The sequence below is a fragment of the Enterococcus larvae genome (assembly GCF_017830045.1).
GTDB lineage: Bacteria > Bacillota > Bacilli > Lactobacillales > Enterococcaceae > Enterococcus_L > Enterococcus_L larvae.
The window spans coordinates 267,943-286,504 of record NZ_JAEDXU010000002.1; the positions used below are offsets into that span (position 1 = coordinate 267,943).

At 39.3% G+C, this 18,562-nt stretch carries 20 protein-coding genes; 17 read left to right on the plus strand and 3 right to left on the minus strand.

What is annotated here, in order from left to right:
• Positions 1-101 precede the first annotated feature (101 nt).
• Together cysK and I6N96_RS05345 are read left to right on the plus strand one after the other, a co-directional pair.
• Positions 102-1,031, plus strand: a complete 930-nt coding sequence (gene cysK, locus I6N96_RS05340) for a cysteine synthase A (RefSeq protein WP_209556480.1) — start codon at positions 102-104, stop codon at positions 1,029-1,031.
• Positions 1,032-1,207: 176 nt separating this feature from the next.
• Entirely contained in the window at positions 1,208-1,855 is a 648-nt protein-coding gene (locus I6N96_RS05345; RefSeq protein ID WP_209556481.1) for a phage head-tail adapter protein, read from the plus strand.
• Between the two features lie 116 nt (positions 1,856-1,971).
• On the opposite strand, the gene I6N96_RS05350 is transcribed toward I6N96_RS05345, so the two are convergent.
• Positions 1,972-2,616: a DUF2238 domain-containing protein gene (locus tag I6N96_RS05350; protein WP_209556482.1), complete on the minus strand. Its 645-nt coding sequence runs from the start codon at positions 2,614-2,616 to the stop codon at positions 1,972-1,974.
• 414 nt (positions 2,617-3,030) lie between these two features.
• Between I6N96_RS05350 and perR the strand changes: the two genes are divergently transcribed.
• The 9 genes from perR (at position 3,031) to I6N96_RS05395 (ending at position 10,953) form a co-directional block, all read left to right on the plus strand.
• Positions 3,031-3,471, plus strand: coding sequence for a peroxide-responsive transcriptional repressor PerR (gene perR, locus I6N96_RS05355; RefSeq protein ID WP_209556483.1), 441 nt, complete (start codon positions 3,031-3,033; stop codon positions 3,469-3,471).
• A gap of 4 nt (positions 3,472-3,475) precedes the next feature.
• Entirely contained in the window at positions 3,476-3,859 is a 384-nt protein-coding gene (locus I6N96_RS05360; protein WP_209556484.1) for a RidA family protein, read from the plus strand.
• 468 nt (positions 3,860-4,327) lie between these two features.
• Positions 4,328-5,677: an NADH oxidase gene (locus I6N96_RS05365; RefSeq protein ID WP_209556485.1), complete on the plus strand. Its 1,350-nt coding sequence runs from the start codon at positions 4,328-4,330 to the stop codon at positions 5,675-5,677.
• 225 nt (positions 5,678-5,902) lie between these two features.
• A complete protein-coding gene (locus I6N96_RS05370) occupies positions 5,903-6,559 on the plus strand; it encodes a YczE/YyaS/YitT family protein (RefSeq protein WP_209556486.1) in 657 nt (218 codons plus the stop codon).
• Positions 6,560-6,682: 123 nt separating this feature from the next.
• Entirely contained in the window at positions 6,683-7,735 is a 1,053-nt protein-coding gene (locus I6N96_RS05375) for a helix-turn-helix domain-containing protein (protein WP_209556487.1), read from the plus strand.
• A gap of 220 nt (positions 7,736-7,955) precedes the next feature.
• On the plus strand, positions 7,956-8,822 hold the full coding sequence (locus I6N96_RS05380) for a YitT family protein (protein ID WP_209556488.1): 867 nt from the start codon (positions 7,956-7,958) through the stop codon (positions 8,820-8,822).
• 162 nt (positions 8,823-8,984) lie between these two features.
• A complete protein-coding gene (locus I6N96_RS05385) occupies positions 8,985-9,479 on the plus strand; it encodes a cysteine hydrolase family protein (protein ID WP_209556489.1) in 495 nt (164 codons plus the stop codon).
• Positions 9,480-9,549: 70 nt separating this feature from the next.
• The gene (locus I6N96_RS05390) at positions 9,550-10,431 is read left to right on the plus strand and encodes an SPL family radical SAM protein (protein ID WP_209556490.1); all 882 of its coding nucleotides are present in this window, start codon (positions 9,550-9,552) and stop codon (positions 10,429-10,431) included.
• Between the two features lie 21 nt (positions 10,432-10,452).
• Entirely contained in the window at positions 10,453-10,953 is a 501-nt protein-coding gene (locus tag I6N96_RS05395; protein WP_209556491.1) for a GNAT family N-acetyltransferase, read from the plus strand.
• A 17-nt stretch (positions 10,954-10,970) separates the two neighbouring features.
• Here the strand turns inward: I6N96_RS05395 and I6N96_RS05400 are convergent, their stop codons facing one another.
• On the minus strand, positions 10,971-11,513 hold the full coding sequence (locus tag I6N96_RS05400) for a LysM peptidoglycan-binding domain-containing protein (protein WP_209556492.1): 543 nt from the start codon (positions 11,511-11,513) through the stop codon (positions 10,971-10,973).
• Positions 11,514-11,802: 289 nt separating this feature from the next.
• Here I6N96_RS05400 and I6N96_RS05405 point away from each other — a divergent pair, with 289 nt between their 5' ends.
• Positions 11,803-12,369, plus strand: coding sequence for an HD domain-containing protein (locus I6N96_RS05405; protein ID WP_209556493.1), 567 nt, complete (start codon positions 11,803-11,805; stop codon positions 12,367-12,369).
• An 81-nt stretch (positions 12,370-12,450) separates the two neighbouring features.
• Here the strand turns inward: I6N96_RS05405 and I6N96_RS05410 are convergent, their stop codons facing one another.
• On the minus strand, positions 12,451-13,737 hold the full coding sequence (locus I6N96_RS05410; protein ID WP_209556494.1) for an MFS transporter: 1,287 nt from the start codon (positions 13,735-13,737) through the stop codon (positions 12,451-12,453).
• Between the two features lie 321 nt (positions 13,738-14,058).
• Between I6N96_RS05410 and I6N96_RS05415 the strand changes: the two genes are divergently transcribed.
• From I6N96_RS05415 to I6N96_RS05435, 5 genes are all read left to right on the plus strand, one after another.
• Positions 14,059-14,835, plus strand: coding sequence for a DUF4097 family beta strand repeat-containing protein (locus I6N96_RS05415; protein ID WP_209556495.1), 777 nt, complete (start codon positions 14,059-14,061; stop codon positions 14,833-14,835).
• Between the two features lie 234 nt (positions 14,836-15,069).
• The gene (locus I6N96_RS05420; protein ID WP_209556496.1) at positions 15,070-15,489 is read left to right on the plus strand and encodes a cupin domain-containing protein; all 420 of its coding nucleotides are present in this window, start codon (positions 15,070-15,072) and stop codon (positions 15,487-15,489) included.
• A 288-nt stretch (positions 15,490-15,777) separates the two neighbouring features.
• The gene (locus I6N96_RS05425) at positions 15,778-16,752 is read left to right on the plus strand and encodes an ROK family protein (RefSeq protein ID WP_209556497.1); all 975 of its coding nucleotides are present in this window, start codon (positions 15,778-15,780) and stop codon (positions 16,750-16,752) included.
• Complete coding sequence (locus I6N96_RS05430; protein WP_209556498.1) at positions 16,749-17,936, plus strand: MFS transporter; 1,188 nt, start codon at positions 16,749-16,751, stop codon at positions 17,934-17,936. Before I6N96_RS05425 ends, I6N96_RS05430 begins: the two co-directional genes overlap by 4 nt.
• On the plus strand, positions 17,933-18,517 hold the full coding sequence (locus I6N96_RS05435; protein WP_209556499.1) for a DUF1349 domain-containing protein: 585 nt from the start codon (positions 17,933-17,935) through the stop codon (positions 18,515-18,517). The genes I6N96_RS05430 and I6N96_RS05435 overlap by 4 nt, the downstream gene beginning before the upstream one ends.
• Positions 18,518-18,562 lie beyond the last annotated feature (45 nt).

Sequence of the window (18,562 nt, forward strand, 5' to 3'; positions counted from 1 at the left end):
GTTCTATGTCCAACCGTTTAACTATAGCAAATTAATAGCGTGATTTCAAAAAATGAGCTATTATTAGAGAAAGATTAAGAAATATAGATGGGGGAAATAGTATGACGAAAATTGTTAAATCTGTTACTGAGTTGATTGGAAGCACACCAATCGTTCAACTTCAAAACATTGTTCCAAAAGACGCAGCAGAAGTTTTTGTTAAGCTTGAATTTTTCAATCCGGGAGGAAGCGTCAAAGATCGGATTGCGTTGAGTATGATTGAAAAGGCAGAAGAAGAAGGTAAATTATCTGCAGGAGGCACTATCATTGAGCCGACAAGCGGAAATACCGGCATCGGCTTAGCGATGGTAGGTGCTGCTAAAGGCTATAAGGTAAAGATTGTGATGCCTGATACAATGAGTATGGAGCGCCGTCAATTGATGAAAGCCTATGGTGCTGAGCTGATCTTGACTCCTGGGGCAGAAGGAATGAAGGGAGCGATTGCTAAAGCGACGGTATTAGCAGAGGAAAACGGCTACTTCATGCCTTTGCAGTTTGATAATCCGGCGAACCCCTCTATTCACGAAAAGACAACTGGGAAAGAAATTCTGGAAGCTTTTGGTTCAGATGGAGTGGATGCCTTTGTAGCAGGAATCGGTACAGGTGGAACGATTACTGGTGTAGGACATGTGCTGAAGCAGGCCAATCCGGAAGTAGCAATCATTGCTGTTGAACCAACAGAATCGCCAGTCTTAGAAGGCGGAGCTCCCGGTCCTCATAAAATTCAAGGGATTGGTGCCGGCTTTGTTCCTAAGGTTTTAGATACAGAGGTTTATGGAGAAGTGCTTGCGGTTTCAAGTGATGATGCGATGGAAACTGCGCGTCAGGCTGCTGAGAAAGAAGGCTTACTAGTGGGAATCTCTGCTGGTGCGGCAATCAAAGCGGCAATTGAAACAGCGAAAAAGCTGGGCAAAGGCAAGAAAGTACTAACAGTTATTCCAGATAATGGCGAACGCTACTTATCTACTGCCCTTTACAAAACAGAAGAATAGTCGCTTAAGAGTCTTGTTTTGCTCTTACAAGCGAATTAAATCAGCAAATAACAATAGAGTCAGTACTCAGAACGTGGGTGCCGGCTCTATTTTTTCAAAGCTATTAAAATGCGGTTCATCAAGTCTATAAGTTTGATCTAATGAAGAAAAGCATCAGTCTGGAGCTGGAGGTGTCTATGAACAAGGAATGGTCAGAGCTGAATAAAAGTATGCAGAATCAAATAAAAAAAGAAGAAACATTTGAACAAGGGATAGAAACATTACTGCTTTTACGAAAAAAGCTGATGGAGCAGATTAGTAGCTTCAAAATGGAACTGGATGGTGCTGCATTTCATGCACAACCGTTTTTAAATGCAAAAGGCTATCATAATAAAACAATCGCATATTCTATTTATCATATTTTCAGGATTGAAGACATTGTTGCTCAAAGTCTGATAAAAAAACAGGAGCAGCTGTTTGTCAAAGAAAATTTTCAGGAGCGTATGGGTGCGTCAATCTGCACCACTGGGAATGAGCTAGTAAAAGAAGAAATTGCGGAGTTTTCTCGCCAATTGGATTTGAAAGAACTCTATCACTATATCTTGGCAGTAGATCTTGCTACGACAAGGCTGTTGAAGGAGCTCAGCTATTCAGACTTAAAAATCAGGATGACAGAGGCTGATAAGAGAGTCCTTCTTAAAACGAAATCTGTTGCCGATTCGGAGGATTGGCTTATTGACTACTGGTGTGGTAAAGATATTTCCGGCTTGCTTCGAATGCCCTTGTCAAGACATTGGATTATGCATGTAGAAGCCAGTTTAAGAATCCAAAAGAAAATCCTATAAGAAAAATCGGATAGTTGTATAGTAACCTAAAAACTCGTCACAAGACATGATCATGTATGTCTGTGGCGAGCTTGTTATTGTAGAAATTTGGCATTATGAATACGGGAGTCTAGGAGTTAGTTTTTCAATATCGTGAAACGGAGAAGGTAATTTTCTTGAGTAGAATGTTGGATAAAAGTTACCACGGCAACTAGTAAAGCCCCTAGAAAATCAGCTAAAAGATCAAGCATTGTATCCATCAGGGCAATTTGTCCGATTTTGGGTATCTGCTTTGGTCCGTTAAACTGTTGAAGATTCATACCCAAAAAACAATCACAGAAGAACTCCCAAAATTCCCATAAGACACCGACAGCTAAAGAAAAGCAAAAGCCGAAGAGCACAAAGTGCAGGATGGATTGAGTATTTGTCATGTCTACCAGCAGAGTGAGTAGACTATAGCCTAGGAGACTAAAAAGAATACCGCATAGAATGTGAAGCCCCTTGTCCCAATGAGGAATTTTATTGACAAAATTGAGACCAGTTCCAATGAAAACTGAGAGAATCAGAAATAGCTGGTAGAAGTTAAGAAGCGAGTTTGGGAAAGAAATATGGAAAAACTTTTGAAGGATTGTTGGCAGAAAGATCAAAAGCATACCAATAAACAATTGAAAGAGCAGAAAAAGGTTGATTTTTCCGACACTGCGCCCTTGAAGATAGACATATAAGCTGGTAGTCAGCCATGCAGCGATTGAAAGTATTGGAAGCGAAAGAGTTTTAATCATGTAAAATTACCTCCTTTAAACTATCATGAAATCATTAGGAGCAGAAGCCGCATGAAAAGGGACCCAAGTCCTATACATAAAGATGACAAACGAGCAGGTTTTTCTTCGAATAGTAGGTAAGAGTACTGAGTTGAAAATGTTCTTTTCTTTTATGGTAGCACAAACGAAAGAAGGAATTTATAAGCATCGTGGAAGAGGTGGTAAAGTAAACGGCTGAAGAAGCGGTAGGATCACGCTTTGTGTTTATTTGAATCAATAAAGAGATTTTTCATTCTTAATTTGTATTATTTCTTATTTAATAAGAAAAAGGGGTGGAATTTCTTGGATTTTCCTATATTTCCCGCTTTATTGGCTATTATTTCTTGTAATGCTTGATTAGAAATAGTATTATTTAATAAAAGGAGGGATTTATCAATGGATAATGTATTAGTCAAAAATGCAATGGCAGAATTGAAAGAAGCCAATATTCGGATTACTCCCCAACGTTATGCGATTTTAGAATACCTGATTGAAAATCACACACACCCGACAGCAGATGAGATTTACCGATCATTAGAAAGTCGTTTTCCTAATATGAGTGTTGCCACTGTCTACAATAATTTAAGATTGTTCACTGAAATCGGATTTGTTCAGGAGATGAATTATGGAGATGCGTCCAGTCGTTTTGATTTCAGCTCGAAGAAGCATTACCATGCGATTTGTCAGAACTGCGGCAAAATCGTTGATTTCCATTACCCTGGTTTAGAGGATGTTGAGATGGCAGCCAGCCGTTTGACTGGATTTGAAATCAATGAACATCGTCTGGAACTGTACGGACTATGTCCGGATTGTCAAAAACTGAAAGAACAGGAGTAGGCGTATGATCAAAAAGGTACATACAGAAAGTGCACCAAAAGCAATTGGACCTTATGTTCAAGGGAATATTGTAAACGGTCTATTGTTTGCTTCGGGGCAAGTACCGCTTCATCCGGAAACGGGAGAGATAGTTGGTACAACAATCAAGGAACAGACGGAACAGGTATTGAAAAATGTCGCAGCAATTTTGGCAGAGGCCGGCAGTTCTTTTGATCAAGTAGTCAAAACTACTTGCTTTTTGAAGAATATGGAGGATTTCGCAGCATTTAATGAAGTGTACGCCGGAGCCTTTACGGATCATCTTCCGGCAAGATCTGCTGTAGAGGTTGCTCGGTTGCCAAAAGATGTTCTAATTGAGATTGAAGTTATTGCTTCAGTTCATGCGTAACAAGGAATTTCACAAGTGTTTGTCAGTAAACGTCAGAGAGCTTGCGATCAGTTGAGAAGCCAATGCTTCCTTAGCTTGAAAGAGTTCTTCAGACAATCTGCTGCTTTTAATTCTAGGAATACCGCGATTTTTAGTAGATTGAAAAGCGATCCGGGCATTTGATGCTCGGATCGCTTTTTTTGATTTGTATAGAGAGTGAACCTATTTCACTTATAAATAATAAGTGTATTGCGAAAGTTTGTGAAAAAATATTTTTGAATTCACAAGCATGATAATCGAATAATGATTCTTAGTTTGCTATAGTTCTAATTGTAAGCTAGTTAGAGATGAATCCTATGAAAGAAAAGAGCTTGTGAGAGTGATTCCTTTGTTTATACAAAGGGTAAAAATCACTGTTTGGGCATAGAATCTTTTATAAGATTTATATAGCTGCATATTAAGAAATCGTTGAAAGAAGGGGAACACATAATGAAAGTTGTAGTTGTAGGTTGCACTCATGCTGGAACAGCTGCTGTAAAGAACATTTTGGCTAATCATCCGGAGGCAGAAGTAACTGTCTATGAAAGAAACGATAATGTGTCGTTTTTATCATGCGGAATTGCGTTATATGTTGGAGGCGTTGTGAAAGATCCTGCAGGTTTGTTCTATTCTAATCCAGAAGAGCTGGCATCACTTGGTGCTAAAGTAAACATGGAGCATGAAGTTCAATCTATTGATGTTGACAACAAAAACGTTGTTGCAAAAGACCTGAAAACTGGTGAGGTTGAAACAGTGTCTTACGATAAACTGGTAATGACAACTGGTTCTTGGCCAATCATTCCACCAATTCCAGGTATCGACTCTGAAAATATCCTATTGTGTAAAAACTACAATCAGGCAAATGTAATCATTGAAAAAGCAAAAGATGCGAAAAAAGTGGTGGTTGTCGGCGGAGGCTATATCGGAATCGAATTGGTTGAGGCTTTTGTTGAATCCGGTAAAGAAGTTACGCTGATTGATGGACTGGATCGTATTCTTAATAAATATCTAGATAAAACTTTCACAGATGTTTTAGAAAAAGAGTTAGTTGATCGTGGTGTACAGCTTGCTTTAGGTGAGAATGTAAAAGAATTCAAGGCAGATGAAGCTGGTGTTGTGAAGAAAGTCATTACTCCTAGTCAGGAGTTCGATGCAGATATGGTTATCATGTGTGTAGGCTTCAGACCAAACACAACCCTTCTTGAAGGAAAAGTTGATATGCTGCCGAACGGTGCGTTGATCGTGGATGATTACATGCATACAAGCAATCCAGATATCCTAGCTGCTGGAGATAGTGCAGTCGTACACTATAACCCAAGCGGAACGAACAACTATATTCCATTAGCAACAAATGCAGTGCGTCAAGGAATGCTCGTTGGTTACAACTTAACTGAAAACAAATTGGCGTATCGAGGTACACAAGGTACATCCGGGCTTTACTTATTTGGCTGGAAAATCGGTTCTACTGGTGTGACAATGGAAAGCGGTAAATTGAATGGTTTAGATGTTGAAGCAACTTACTTCGAGGATAATTATCGTCCTGAATTCATGCCGACAACAGAAAATGTTATGATGGAATTAGTCTATGAAAAAGGAACGAATAGAATCGTTGGTGGACAACTGATGTCTAAATACGATATTACTCAATCCGCTAATACCTTATCATTGGCTGTTCAAAACAAAATGACTGTTGAAGATCTTGCTATTTCAGATTTCTTCTTCCAACCTCATTTTGACAGACCTTGGAACTATCTGAACCTGCTGGCTCAAGCAGCATTAGCTGACATCAATAATAAATAATCTGATTTACCTGATGTTGGAGGTTTGCAGCAAAGTAGTATTGGATACCTATTTTAGAAGTAAATGCAAGTGCGGGAAGAGTATTCCTGTGCTTGTTTTTTTTTGATAACGAATGGCTTCAGCTCTATTCTATGTCGTTTTTTCTACAGCTGTATTAAGGTGTATATTTTGCCTTTTTTTATTATTTTTGAGATGCTTATACTGTAAGAAAAAAGGGGTGGAGGAATGACTAAAGAAATAAAAGAAAAGATAATTCGTTCGCTTTTTGCATTTATCGGTGTGGGCATTTTAGCACTGGGAGCAGCGACGTTGCGGATTGGGCAGGTTGGTCTTGACCCTTATACAGCGGCAAACATTGGTGTGGGCAACACCCTCGGACTGTCTTTGGGTGTCTATCAGCTAGGGATCAATATAGTTATTCTGATTCTAGTCTTCATTTTTGGAAGAAAGTATATCGGGATAGGGACGATCATCAATATGGTTTTGACAGGCTTCTTTATTGATTTTTTCACATGGATGTACACTGATATATTTACGATTAAGCTGACACTTGTGATTCGAGGTCTTTTATTGATTGCCGGGGTGCTGATTTTTACCTTTGGTGCATCTTTTTATATGTCAGCGAAGCTTGGCAATGCACCCTATGATGCGATTGCTCCTATCATCGTTGATCGAACGCATTTCAGCTATCGAAGTGTGCGGGTCACTCAGGATATTGGTTTCGTACTGTTGGCATTTCTGTTCGGCGGGCCCGTAGGTATCGGAACGGTCATCAATGCTTTTTTCACAGGTCCGTTGATCGAGTTCTGGAATCAAAAGGTCAGCGAACCGCTGATTGAAGAACAGGTTATGAAAGTGAATACAATGAATAAAGGCAGGTGATCAAACAGATCCCTGCTTTTTTGTGCGTGTGAGTTAAGTTTTAAAGAGCTTTCTTTCCTAGTGTTCCATTGTTCACTTTAAGGTTACATGGTATGGTTTAAGAGAGGACAGGAGGGAATGAAAATGACTATAGGTACAAAGATTCGAACCTATCGGAAGGAGCGACAGCTGACACAGGAAAATCTTGCGAAGCAGTTGAATGTTTCAGCAGGTGCTGTCAGTAAATGGGAAACAGGGACAACGCTTCCGGATACAGAGCTATTGGTTCCATTGGCAAATGCACTTCAGGTGAGTTTGGATGAACTGTTTGATTTTTCATTAAAGCTGTCAGAGTTGAGAGTGAAGGAAATAGGAGAAGAGATTGTTGGTTGCTTTGAAAAGGACTATTTTTCAAAAGGACTGCTCTTAATAGAAAGGTACACACAAGAATTTCCCCACTCGGAGGAGCTGATTTTTCAAGCGGCTCACTTGGTTTGGAAGTATAGTCTTCTTACTCCCTTTAAAGATGAAGAAGAGGTAAGAGGAAGGCGAAGAAAAGCCTTAGAGCTATACAGACGATTGTTCAACTCTGATGATGAGCTTATGAGGCTGCATGCTATGTATAGCGGCGCTGTGATTTTGATGACTGAAAATAACATAGAAGAATTGGAAGTCTTGCTTGAGCAAATTCCATCAGCAGATTATGATACGTTTTATATGCACCTGCATGTGCTGGAAAGTAAAAAGGAATATTTGCAGGCACAAACGCTCTCTATCAATAAGTTGTTTAGTAGAACGAATGAGGTAAGCTCTTTATTAGCAATCGTTGGAAGAATATATGAAGAAATCGGTGATAACAAACAGGCCGCTGTTTGCTTTACCTTGCTGGAGCAGTTGGAACAGCTTTTCCAGCTTATTTCCCCTTCAATGACTGCTCATAGAAAAATAAAACAGTTGATGAAAGATGATCACACTGAACAAGCTGCTTTATTGCTGGAACAGCAAGTGTTAGAGCTGGTTAAAAAGCCTCTGAACTGGGAACAGCATTTTCTGTTTTCTTCCATCAAACTTTCTGCTGCTGATCAGGAGCAAAAGAAGATTAGACGATTGTACCTACAGGAAATGTTGGAGGAGTTCAATGAATTGGCAGATTACCCCGCCTATCAGAAAGCTATAGAGCTTGCGGAGATATTTTAGTTCATGCATTGAGTTTGTCTGTGATGGAAATGTAGTATTGCTGTCTTTACAGGAGTAGAAATGTTACGTGTTATATATGGCTGGGATTAGTTGATCTCAGCCTTTTTTCGTTGTCTCAAGTTTTTTTCTTATCTTTATTAAAATGTTTCTCATTTTTACTACAGAAAATGAAAATCCATGATAGTATAACGAAGGATAGAAATGAGAGAGGAGACCATAGATGAAAACAATTATTATGAAAAACTCAGTTCGTGATGCTCTTTATGTGACCGTAGGGTCTTTTTTATTGGCTGCAGCAATCAATAGTATTTTACTGCCTATGTCGATTGTTTCAGGTGGGGTATCAGGACTTAGTATTGTACTCAATCACTTTTTCGGGTGGAATCCTGCCCTTACATTGTATGCAATCAATATTCCCTTGCTTGTTCTTTGCTTTATTTTTTTAGGGAAGGAAAATGGGTTTAAAACATTATACGGCAGCTTGATTTTTCCTTTTTTTGTAGGAATCACTGCCAATATTCCGGCTCTTACAGATAACCTATTCCTGGCTTCTATTTATGGCGGTATTGGTGTAGGAATTGGGCTAGGTCTAGTCTTTCGAGGAAATGCATCGACGGGCGGCACGGCAATTCCGGCTCAAATCATTCACAAATATTTTAAGGTACCCCTTGGCTTATCTGTATCAATTGTAGACGGATTTATTATTTTATCAGGTTTATTGGCATTTGATGTGGATCGCATTCTATTTTCAATGATTTGTCTCTTTTTAACAGGAAGAGTGATCGACATCATTCAAGTAGGTGTTGTTCGTTCGAAAAATGTATTTATTGTCTCTCCAAAATATGCAGAGATGAAGCAGGAGCTCTTGAAGAATCTGGATAAAGGTGTGACCTTGATCCCGATAGAAAGCGGTTATCATGGGAAAAATAGTATGATGATCATGACAGTCATTAAAGAAAAAGACTTTCCAAGTCTAAAAGAGAATTTATTGCAGATCGATGAGCATGCCTTCATTGTATCTATGGCGGCCAGTGAAGTATTTGGACGAGGCTTCAGTTTGCAGCGAATTTTTGAATATATGGAATAAAAAAATATGCAGCAGACAAGATGCAGTCGGAAAATCCGGCTGTTTTTTTCATAAAAATTTGCTTATTTCTTATAGAAACTGCTCTGCTGATAGAAATTATTGGTATAATAAAACAATAAATTTTTACCGATGAATGTACGGATAAAAGAAAAGAGGACAGCTATGGGAAATAGAGGATTGTTGATCATTGATTTGCAAAAAGGATTGGAGTCAGAGGAAGAGAAGCTTTATCAGCTTGACGAGGTGCTTGCGCAAACCAACGAACGAATCGATGACTATAGAAAAAAATCATTGCCGATCATTTTTGTTCAGCATGAGGATGAAGAACTGATTGTAAATTCAGAAGGCTGGCAGCTTTTTCCAGCGCTTCATGCAGAAAAAGAAGACATTTATATCGGGAAGACCCATGCAAATTCATTTTATCAGACAGATCTGTTAAAACACCTGCAGCTTTTATCAATTGAAGAGCTTGAAATTTGTGGTGCTCAAACAGAGTATTGTGTGGATACAACGATTCGGATGGCTCATGGCTTGGGTTACCAGTTGTATATGAAAAAGGGAACTGTGACGACGTTGGATAATGGTCGATTGGCGGCGGCTGAAATCATCGCTCATCACGAAGCGATATGGGATCAACGATTTTTGACATTCCTCTAATGTTCTCTTGACACTCTCCTTAGGTCAGGGTGTATCCTTGAGATGATCATAGTAGAAGGAGGGGAATTGTATGAAGTCGATCCAGGCAAAAAAAATCCTGACGAAAACCAAAAACAGAAACTGGTTTGGCACTGATTACAATATGAATATTTACCGTGGGTGTCACCATGGCTGTATCTATTGCGATTCAAGAAGCGAGTGTTATCAGATAGATGATTTTGATCAGGTCAGCTATAAGGAAAATGCCTTAGAGCTGTTGAATCAGGAGCTGCAGGGAAAAAGAAGCAAAGGCGTCATAGGATTCGGAGCGATGTCTGATGCATACAATCATTTGGAAAAAAAGCAATTATTGACTGTAAAAGCACTTGGTTTGATTGATGCACATGGTTTTGGTGTTTCTTTAGCGACTAAGAGCAGATTAGTGGAAAGAGATATAGAACAATTTAAATCAATCCAGCAGCATTCTCCTGTAAATATCGGTTTTTCCTTCTGTACCTCTCATGATCGACTTGCAAGTAAGATTGAACGTAATGTTTCTCTACCTAGTGAACGGTTTGAGGCACTGGCTAAATGCAAAGAGAGCGGCTTGTACAGCGGTGTTTTGCTGATGCCGGTATTGCCTTATATTACAGATAATTGGAAGCTGTTAGCTGATTTAGTCTTAAAAGCAAAGAATGCAGGGGCAGATTACATCTATCCATTATTTGGTATGACCTTAAGAGACAGACAAAAAAATCATTACTTTGATTCTTTAGAAAAGCTTTCACCGGAAATTGCTGAGAAGTACCGAAAAAATTTCAAGGATACTTATTTTTTCCCAGCTGAGAATTATGAGTATCTCAATGACAGCTTTAAAAATATGTGTACAAAATTGAGTATTTCCTATGAAATGACAGATATTATAGAGGGATATCAAAAAAGCTATCAGATGGAGCAGGGAAGTCTGTTCTAAAATGAAAGGGTGACGAGAAAGATGATTGTTCGATCAATTGCAAGAGGCGATGGTGCCGATTTTTTGGCGATGCAGTATCAATTGGATAAGGAAAGTCAGTACATGCTGTTGATGCCGGAGGAAAGAACAACGACTGTTGAAGAAATGGAAAGGCATATTGCTGATACATTGCTTCTAAGTGATTTCCTGTTTGTCGCTCTTGACGATGATGGACGAATCAGCGGCTATATACAGGCAGAAAGAAATAGACCAAAAAAAATAAAACATTCTGCTTATATTGTGATTGGCTTATTGGAAAAGATGCAGAGAAAAGGGATTGGAACAGCTTTTTTTGAGGAGCTGGTGCGCTGGGCGGAGAAGGAGCAGGTTACTCGTCTTGAACTAACAGTGATCACAGAAAATACTGGGGCAGTTGCTTTGTATGAAAAAGCAGGTTTCGAAATTGAAGGAACAAAAAGACGCGCCATTTTTCAAAATGGCGCTTATCTGAACGAATACTATATGGCTAAATTATTGAACTGATTCAATGGGATTGGCTGTTATCGAACACTTAGAACGGCTCCAACCAAGACTGTTGTATCTGTCAGATTGTTTTTAAGCATCAGCTCTTCAAGAGATAATCCATGCTGCTCAGCAATAAGTGACAAGGAGTCGCCGGCTTGAACAACGTAAGTATCAGCTTGCTCTTGACTCTCTGCAGGCGAATCAGCTTGCGCTGCCTGCTGTTCTGGATTCTGTGCAGCAGCAGGGTCCTGATTCTCAGCAGAGGATTCTTGTGTAGTCTCTTCTTGAGAAGCCGCAGCTTCACTAGAAGTGGATGACGGCTGTGTTGTACTAGATGGTGTAGTTGTATTCTGAGCGGTAGAGACTGTTGAATTGCTCTTACTAAGTTTATCTACCTCATTTTCAAGTCTTGAGACCTGACCAGTGAATTTATCTTGATTTTTCTCGGATTGATATGCGTGATAACCTAAGTATCCAAGAACAATTGTATTTATGAACAGTAAGATAAGAAGAAGTATAGATATTCCTGAAGAACCAGCACCTCTTCTTGCAGACCGACTATTTTGTTTTTCTCCCATGTTAACGCTCCCCTTTGCTTGATTCTCAAATGTTAGTATAGCATATTTACAAAAAAATAACTTGTGTTTTTCTAAAAGTTTGTTATTTAACTAAAACAGAAAGGTACAAAAACACCTATTTTGATAGAAAACTTTGTCAATTATATGTTACCAGTCTTTCTGTATGGTCGTCAATAGCAGATAGAAAAAAGGAGGGATTCAACTGGAACAATCAATCGAAGAAAATCAATTAAAGAAAATTGAAGCGTATGCAGCGGCAGTTCTTGCTGATGATTTAAGCGGTCATGACATGGATCATGTAAAGCGTGTTGTTCAATTGGCAGAAGAGATTGCTGCGCATGAAACCTGTTCTTTGTTTGTTGTAAAGGCTGGAGCGTATCTACATGACGTAATTGATGATAAGCTAGTAGTCAATGAAGAAGAGGCTTGTCAAAAAGCAGCGATTTTCCTAAGGGATATAGGCGTGACTTCAGGAATAACAAAAGAAATTCTTCATGTAATGACAAATGTTTCTTATAGTAAAGAAGTATTGCAAGGCAGAAATAGACTGCTTACTATTGAAGCTGAAATCGTTCAAGATGCCGATCGATTGGATGCACTAGGGGCAATGGGGATTATTCGCACCGCCTATTATGGAGGGAAAAAGGGACATAAAATCCATGACCCGCAAAAGCCGGTTCAAAGGTTTGAAACAAAGGAGGCCTATCGTGAAGGCAGTACAGTGATCAATCACTTCTATGAGAAGCTGCTGAAGCTTCAAGAGGGTCTTCATACCGAACATGCAAGGAAACTAGGCAAAAAAAAGCATGATTTTCTTTTACTGTTTTTAGAACAATTTTTAGAAGAATGGGGATAAAATAAAACGTTTGAAATACCACGGATTTTCCGCGGACTTCAAACGTTTCTAATTAGAATCTATTTTTGTCAAACAAACACCTCAGCCTAAGGCTCTCATTTTCTTCAAAGAGCTGAAGTACACGCAAATCAATGTACCTGCTATGCCTAAAATGAATAGGAGGAATGCTGCTCCGGCACCTTTTCCTTCGCCGAAGAGCAGCAGAATAGCTGTTGGCTGTTTCATCAGCGGTTCAAACCATTTATCGATCAAGATACCTGCAAGCAAGTGACCAAGAGGGATCGTAAAGAATTGAAGGGCATTTCTTACGGAATAGACTCGTCCCTGCATGTTTAATGGGATATTTTCCCGAAGAAGTACATCCATATTTGCACTCATGAATGGGATCGGCAACCAGCCTAACACAGCACCGATACACCAGATAGGGATCGAATCAGTGAATGCCAAAATGAAATTCTCTGTTGCCATTGAGATAAAGAGAGCGGTGCAAATGACCTTGATTCGATTTTTTGGTGCCATTCTAACTGAGACAATGATACTCCCAATCAAGCTGGCTAAGCCTGTAAAGCCGTTGACTAATCCAAGAACTGTTTCTCTGTCAGGATATTTAGCTAAAACAAGTGCCGGCAAAGCAGTATCTGACATAGAAGCAATAAGATTGATTGCTGATAGAAAAAGAATCAATTCGAGGATGCCTCTGTTGTCCTTTAAAAATCCGATGCCGTCTCTTATCAAATCCATCACGGGAACCTTATTGTCTGTGTCTTCACCAGTCAAATCAGAAGGCTCTTTCAGTGGAATAAAAAAAAGCAGAGCAATGAACGCTGTACAAAAGGCCAAGATATCGATCAGTAGAACAACTTTGATGCTGAAAAACGACAGCAGCATTGTTGCGATGACTGGCGTCAGCATTGTCACAAGAGAATTAGAGAAGGAACGCATACCGCTTGTTCTCTGAAAATACTCTTTGGGGACCAATAATGTGATTGCAACATCCGATGCAGGGGATTGGAAAGCCCCCATAATGCCATTGATACTATTGATCACATATAAGTGCCAAATCATCAACTGTCCGTTCTGCAATAGGAAGAATGCTGCTATAGTCCCAAGAGCAGCGATACTATCACAAAACAGCATCGTTCGTTTCTTATTCCATTTGTCACTGAAGGCACCGGCAAACATACTTAAAAGTACATAAGGTGCATATGAACAAACGGTCAATAACCCCATGGTCAGAGCAGAGCCCTGCTGCTGATAGATCCAGATAATCAAGGCATAACTGGTCATTGAGCTTCCAAAGGTAGAGAATGTCTGTGTTGTCCATAAAATAATAAAGCTTTTCAAATCTTTTTTTTGTTGTTTCATCATGACTTTGCTCCTTAATAAACATAATTGTGTTATTAAAAATGCAAAGTCGTTTGGAACAGTTGACTACTTTATTCTCCATGCAAGTTGTTCCAAAGACTTTGCATGGAGTTTTTTGATGCAAATAACCATAGTCATTTCCTCCTCAATCGTTGAATGTTCTTTTATTATAGCGAATTTTCCAACAGCTGGCAGTAATTTTTCGGAATTAGTTGATTTTCTCAGTCATTTGTCCCATGCAAAATACGTCGCGGGACTTATAGGAGAATTGGAATCTCTGATATATACTAAATGTATAAATAAGATTAGTGAGGGGAAAATAAAATGAAAAAGATAGGATTAATGATGTTAGGGATCACAGGCTGCTTTGTATTGGCTGGTTGTCAGTCTTGGGGGAATTCATCGTACGAGGAGAAGCAGTATGAGAACACAGGAAATGTGCAATCACTTGAAATCAATGATGATAATATGAAAATAAATGTAGTTGGTGTCGATGATGATCAGCCGTTAACAATCAATTATCACGAGAGTGAATATGAAACCTATAAAATTAGTGAACAAGGAAATAAGGTATCAATGAAGAAGCAGAATCGTTCCAGAGGCTGGAATATCTTTTCATTTTTTAACTGGAATTTTGATGATATTGAACTCACGGTAGAGGTTCCGAAGGATCAGCTGAAAAATTTGAACATTACAACAAAAAACGGCAAGATAGTAGTAGAAGGTTTAACAGTCAAAGAAAGCAGACTGAAAACGACAAATGGCAGCTTATTGGTGGAAGATTTTCGGGCAACAGACATACTTAAGCTGGAAACAACGAATGGTAAGGTAGAACTATCTGATGTTCAGGTCAAAGAAGGGCAAATTGAAACAACAAATGCGAAGATCAATTTCGATCAGCTGGTGATTGAAGATTCTTTTAAAGCAGAAACGACGAATGGTAAAATCAGAGGAACAATTGAAGGCAGCCAGAAGGACTTTGAAATTGAATCTAAAACGACGAATGGCGATAACAATTTAGAAAATTCTGGAACTGGGTCTAAAAAATTAAAGCTGAAAACAACAAATGGTTCTGTTCGTGTTGACTTCAGCAAAGATTGATTCAATAAAATAATAAGTAGTTTTAAATCTGAAGAGTGTGTGGGCATATTTACTGGCTTGCATGCTCTTTTATCTATAAACTAAGCCTGAGCTTTGGTAAAATAAGAAAAAGGATCTTCTCAAGATGCGATGAGGAAGTGAAACTAAGCAGTTTCGCCTGAATCTGCATAGTAAAGAAAGTAGAATCAGCTATTATTTATCTGCTGATCCATGTACCTTTGAAAGGAGAAGCACATGTCAGAAGAATCAATCAATATCCAAAGACTTGAGGAAGCTATTTTTGTGAAAAAAGCTGAAGGAACGGAGGTAAATTACTTTCTTTATCCCGAATTTGAGGTCCATAGAAATAGGCTGTCGCCGGGTGTCATTCAGGGATGGCATGCTCATCAGATCGTTGAAGAAGTACTCACATGTACCGACGGAACGTTTACAGTAGAAGTGATAGAGAACGGCAGTCTTATTTCAATTGTGGTGGAACAGGGAGATGTTGTTCGTGTAAAGAAGAGCATTCATCGGTTGGTAAATCAGAGTAACACTGCTGCTGAGTTTATTGTTTTCCGCTTTGTTCCAACTGGAAAAAGCCAGCAAGAGAAGATCAAGCTGGATAAACGTGAATATACAAAGGAAGAAATAGCTGAATTACTCAACAGGTAACGAGACGATGGTAAGAGGGAATACTTATACGAAAGAGCACATAGTGAAGTGAGTGGGACAATAATCTGTTGCCACTCTTTTCCATACTCTAAATCCGAATAAACGGCTTATTGCTTGTAGCTAAACACTTCTGTCTCAGCCTCTTTTTTTGCTAACAGGAATTTTGGGAAATTCTTGATGCTATCACACATGATCCTTGTTTTTTTTTAAAATTGTTTGATTAATAGTTAGGCTATGATAAACTTATAGAAGATACTTTCGAAAGAGTGTTTTAAAAGGGGCGGAGAAATGAAAAGTGTGCAACCTAAAAATATGAAATGGCACAATGAACGGTTGATCATTGAGTATTTATTGAAAAAGTCTGTTGCTGCAAAATCAGAAATTGCCGAGGCAACAGGGATGAGCGTTACGACAGTTCGAACGCAACTGAAATCCTTGATTGAAAGAAAAGCTGTTTGTACTTTTGGCGATCCTGAGTCATTGGGGGGAAGACCAGCTGAAAAATATACACTGACTGATTCTTTCGCACCAATACTTTATGTGGCTTTCGGCTTTGAAAAAACTGAATTAACTATTCTATCTATGACAGGAAAGTTACTGTTGGAAAAAACGATTCCTACAGAGCTATTGGATGAAGAGGTAGCAGCTTTGTTGAGCAATAAACCTCAAATTGACTTAGTAGAGATTTCCGTGCCGGGAATTCCAATCAAGAAGGGGTTCCTTTATGGAGAAAATTTGGAGGAGGGCAATTCGTATTCCTTTGGTTTCCTTGATGATCTACCCTCTAATATATTTATTGAAATATTAAATGATTTGAATTTATGTGCAATCGGTGAGTTGAAAAATTATCCTGAGGTCAATCACTTGGTCTATCTCTCCTTCAGCGGCTGTGCGGGGACGGGGATCATCATTGATCGAAAATTATATACAGGTCATCAGGCATTTGCTGGGGAGCTGGGCATGCTGAGCTATGAAGGTAAGCTGATTGATGAGTGGCTAAATAGTCCTGATGAAAAAGAAAGAAGTAAGGTGATCCAGTTTGTGCTGGAGCTTATTTCATTGACCCTCAGCCCTGAAGTACTTGTTTTTTCGGAAAGTAAGCTGCCTCAAGAAAAGATTCTGCAGATAGTCAGCAATCTTCAAAATAAATTATGGGCTGAACCAAAGATTGTTTTCAAAGATTCTAAAAAGCAGAATGGCTTATCGGGCGCCCATCATCAGGCAATTGATTTGTTTCTTAAGAAAGGATGGGAAGAGGCATGAAAAAAGGTAAAGTCCTTCTCTTTTTATTAGTTATCTATTTGACATTCATCAGTCTGGGTTTACCAGATTCAGTTTTGGGAACAGCTTGGCCAGTCATTCATGAGGAGTTTAGGGTATCCTCCGGCTCAGCCGGCTGGATTGCTATGGTGATTTCAATATGTACAGTTATTTCCAGCCTACAAACAGCGACTCTTGTTCGTCGATTTGGAACAGCTCGTTTAGTGATTCTCAGTGTGTTCTTGACGCTGATCGGTTTGATTGGCTTTGGATTAACTCAATCCTACAGTTTTTTTATCGTTTTTGCCATCCCGTTAGGACTTGGGGCCGGAGCGATCGATACAGCTTTGAACGACTATGTTGCTCTTCATTTTAAAGCACATCATATGAACTGGCTTCATGGCTTCTGGGGGATTGGAGCGACCTTGGGCCCAGTGATCATGGGAGCAGTTCTTTTGAACAAATGGAGCTGGCGTTCAGGCTATTTCGCTATTGGAGGCCTTCAGCTGGCAGTTGTTATTGTTTTGATTTTCAGCCTTCCCCTCTGGAAAAGAGAAACGAGAGTTGAAGAAGCAACGATAGTAAAAGAAAAGTCAGGACCAACTATACTTGATACACTGAAGATTCCAGGAGTTCTGTACTCTGTTCTATCTTTTATATTTTACGTGGGAATCGAGGCCTCTATTGGTTTATGGGGAAGCAGTTTCCTAATCGCCATGAAAGGAATTGATATTGGTCATGCCGGCTTTATTGTTTCTACATTTTATGGCAGCCTAACCGTCGGGCGTATGGTATCAGGATTTTTGACCTTTCGGTGGTCAAATAGATTCATCCTCTATGGAAGTGAGATACTGTTGCTTCTTGGTATTCTAACTATTTATTTAGCCGATAGTGATGTGGTGATACTGGGATTTGCTTTGACAGGGTTGGGTAGTGCAGCCATTTTTCCAACCATGCTGCATGAGACACCAAAACGCTTTGGTACATCCAATTCTGGAGCGGTCATGGGTGTACAGATTGGATTAGCTTATGTAGGGACAGCAGGATTGCCGTTTGTTCTTGGATTATTCGCAGAAGCTGTTTCGATGATTGCTTTTCCAATCGCCTTAGTAGTATTTAGCTTGATCCTGTTGATTTCAACCATCAGAATAGAAAAAATTACAGGAAAGGATGAGGAGAAAATATGATAGTAGTTGATACACATGAATTTCATTGGCAGTTCAAATCTTCTTGTGTTGCGAAAGGAAATCAGCTGGAAATAGATGCAACTGAAAAATCTGATTATTTTATTGACCCTGCTTCAGGGAAAAAATCAATCAACGCACCGTTTTTATATACTGAAATTGTTGGAGATTTCACCGTAAATGCAAAGGTCTCAACTGATTTTAAAGACGTTTATGATGCGTGTACGCTATTATTTTGGGACCATGAACAGCTATGGGGGAAGCTCTGCTTTGAGTATACAGACATTGGAGCAAATGCTGTTGTCAGCGTGGTGACTCAAGGCACTTCGGATGATGCGAATGGTCAGTCGATTACTACCAGTCATGTCTGGCTTCAAATTTCAAGACAGGGACAGCTTTTTTCTATGCACTATTCACTTAATGGCAGGGACTATCGGATGGTTCGTTACTTTTCCCTTCCGTGCAGTGAAAAGCTGAAGGTTGGCTTCTCTGCTCAATCGCCTCTAGGTAATGGTGGAACTGCGAAATTTAAGGAAATAACCATACGCAACAGCAGCTTAACAGATATGAGGGCAGGCAGCTAAGCAAAAAAACAAGCACTGGGCATCTTAGATGCCTGAAGTGCTTGT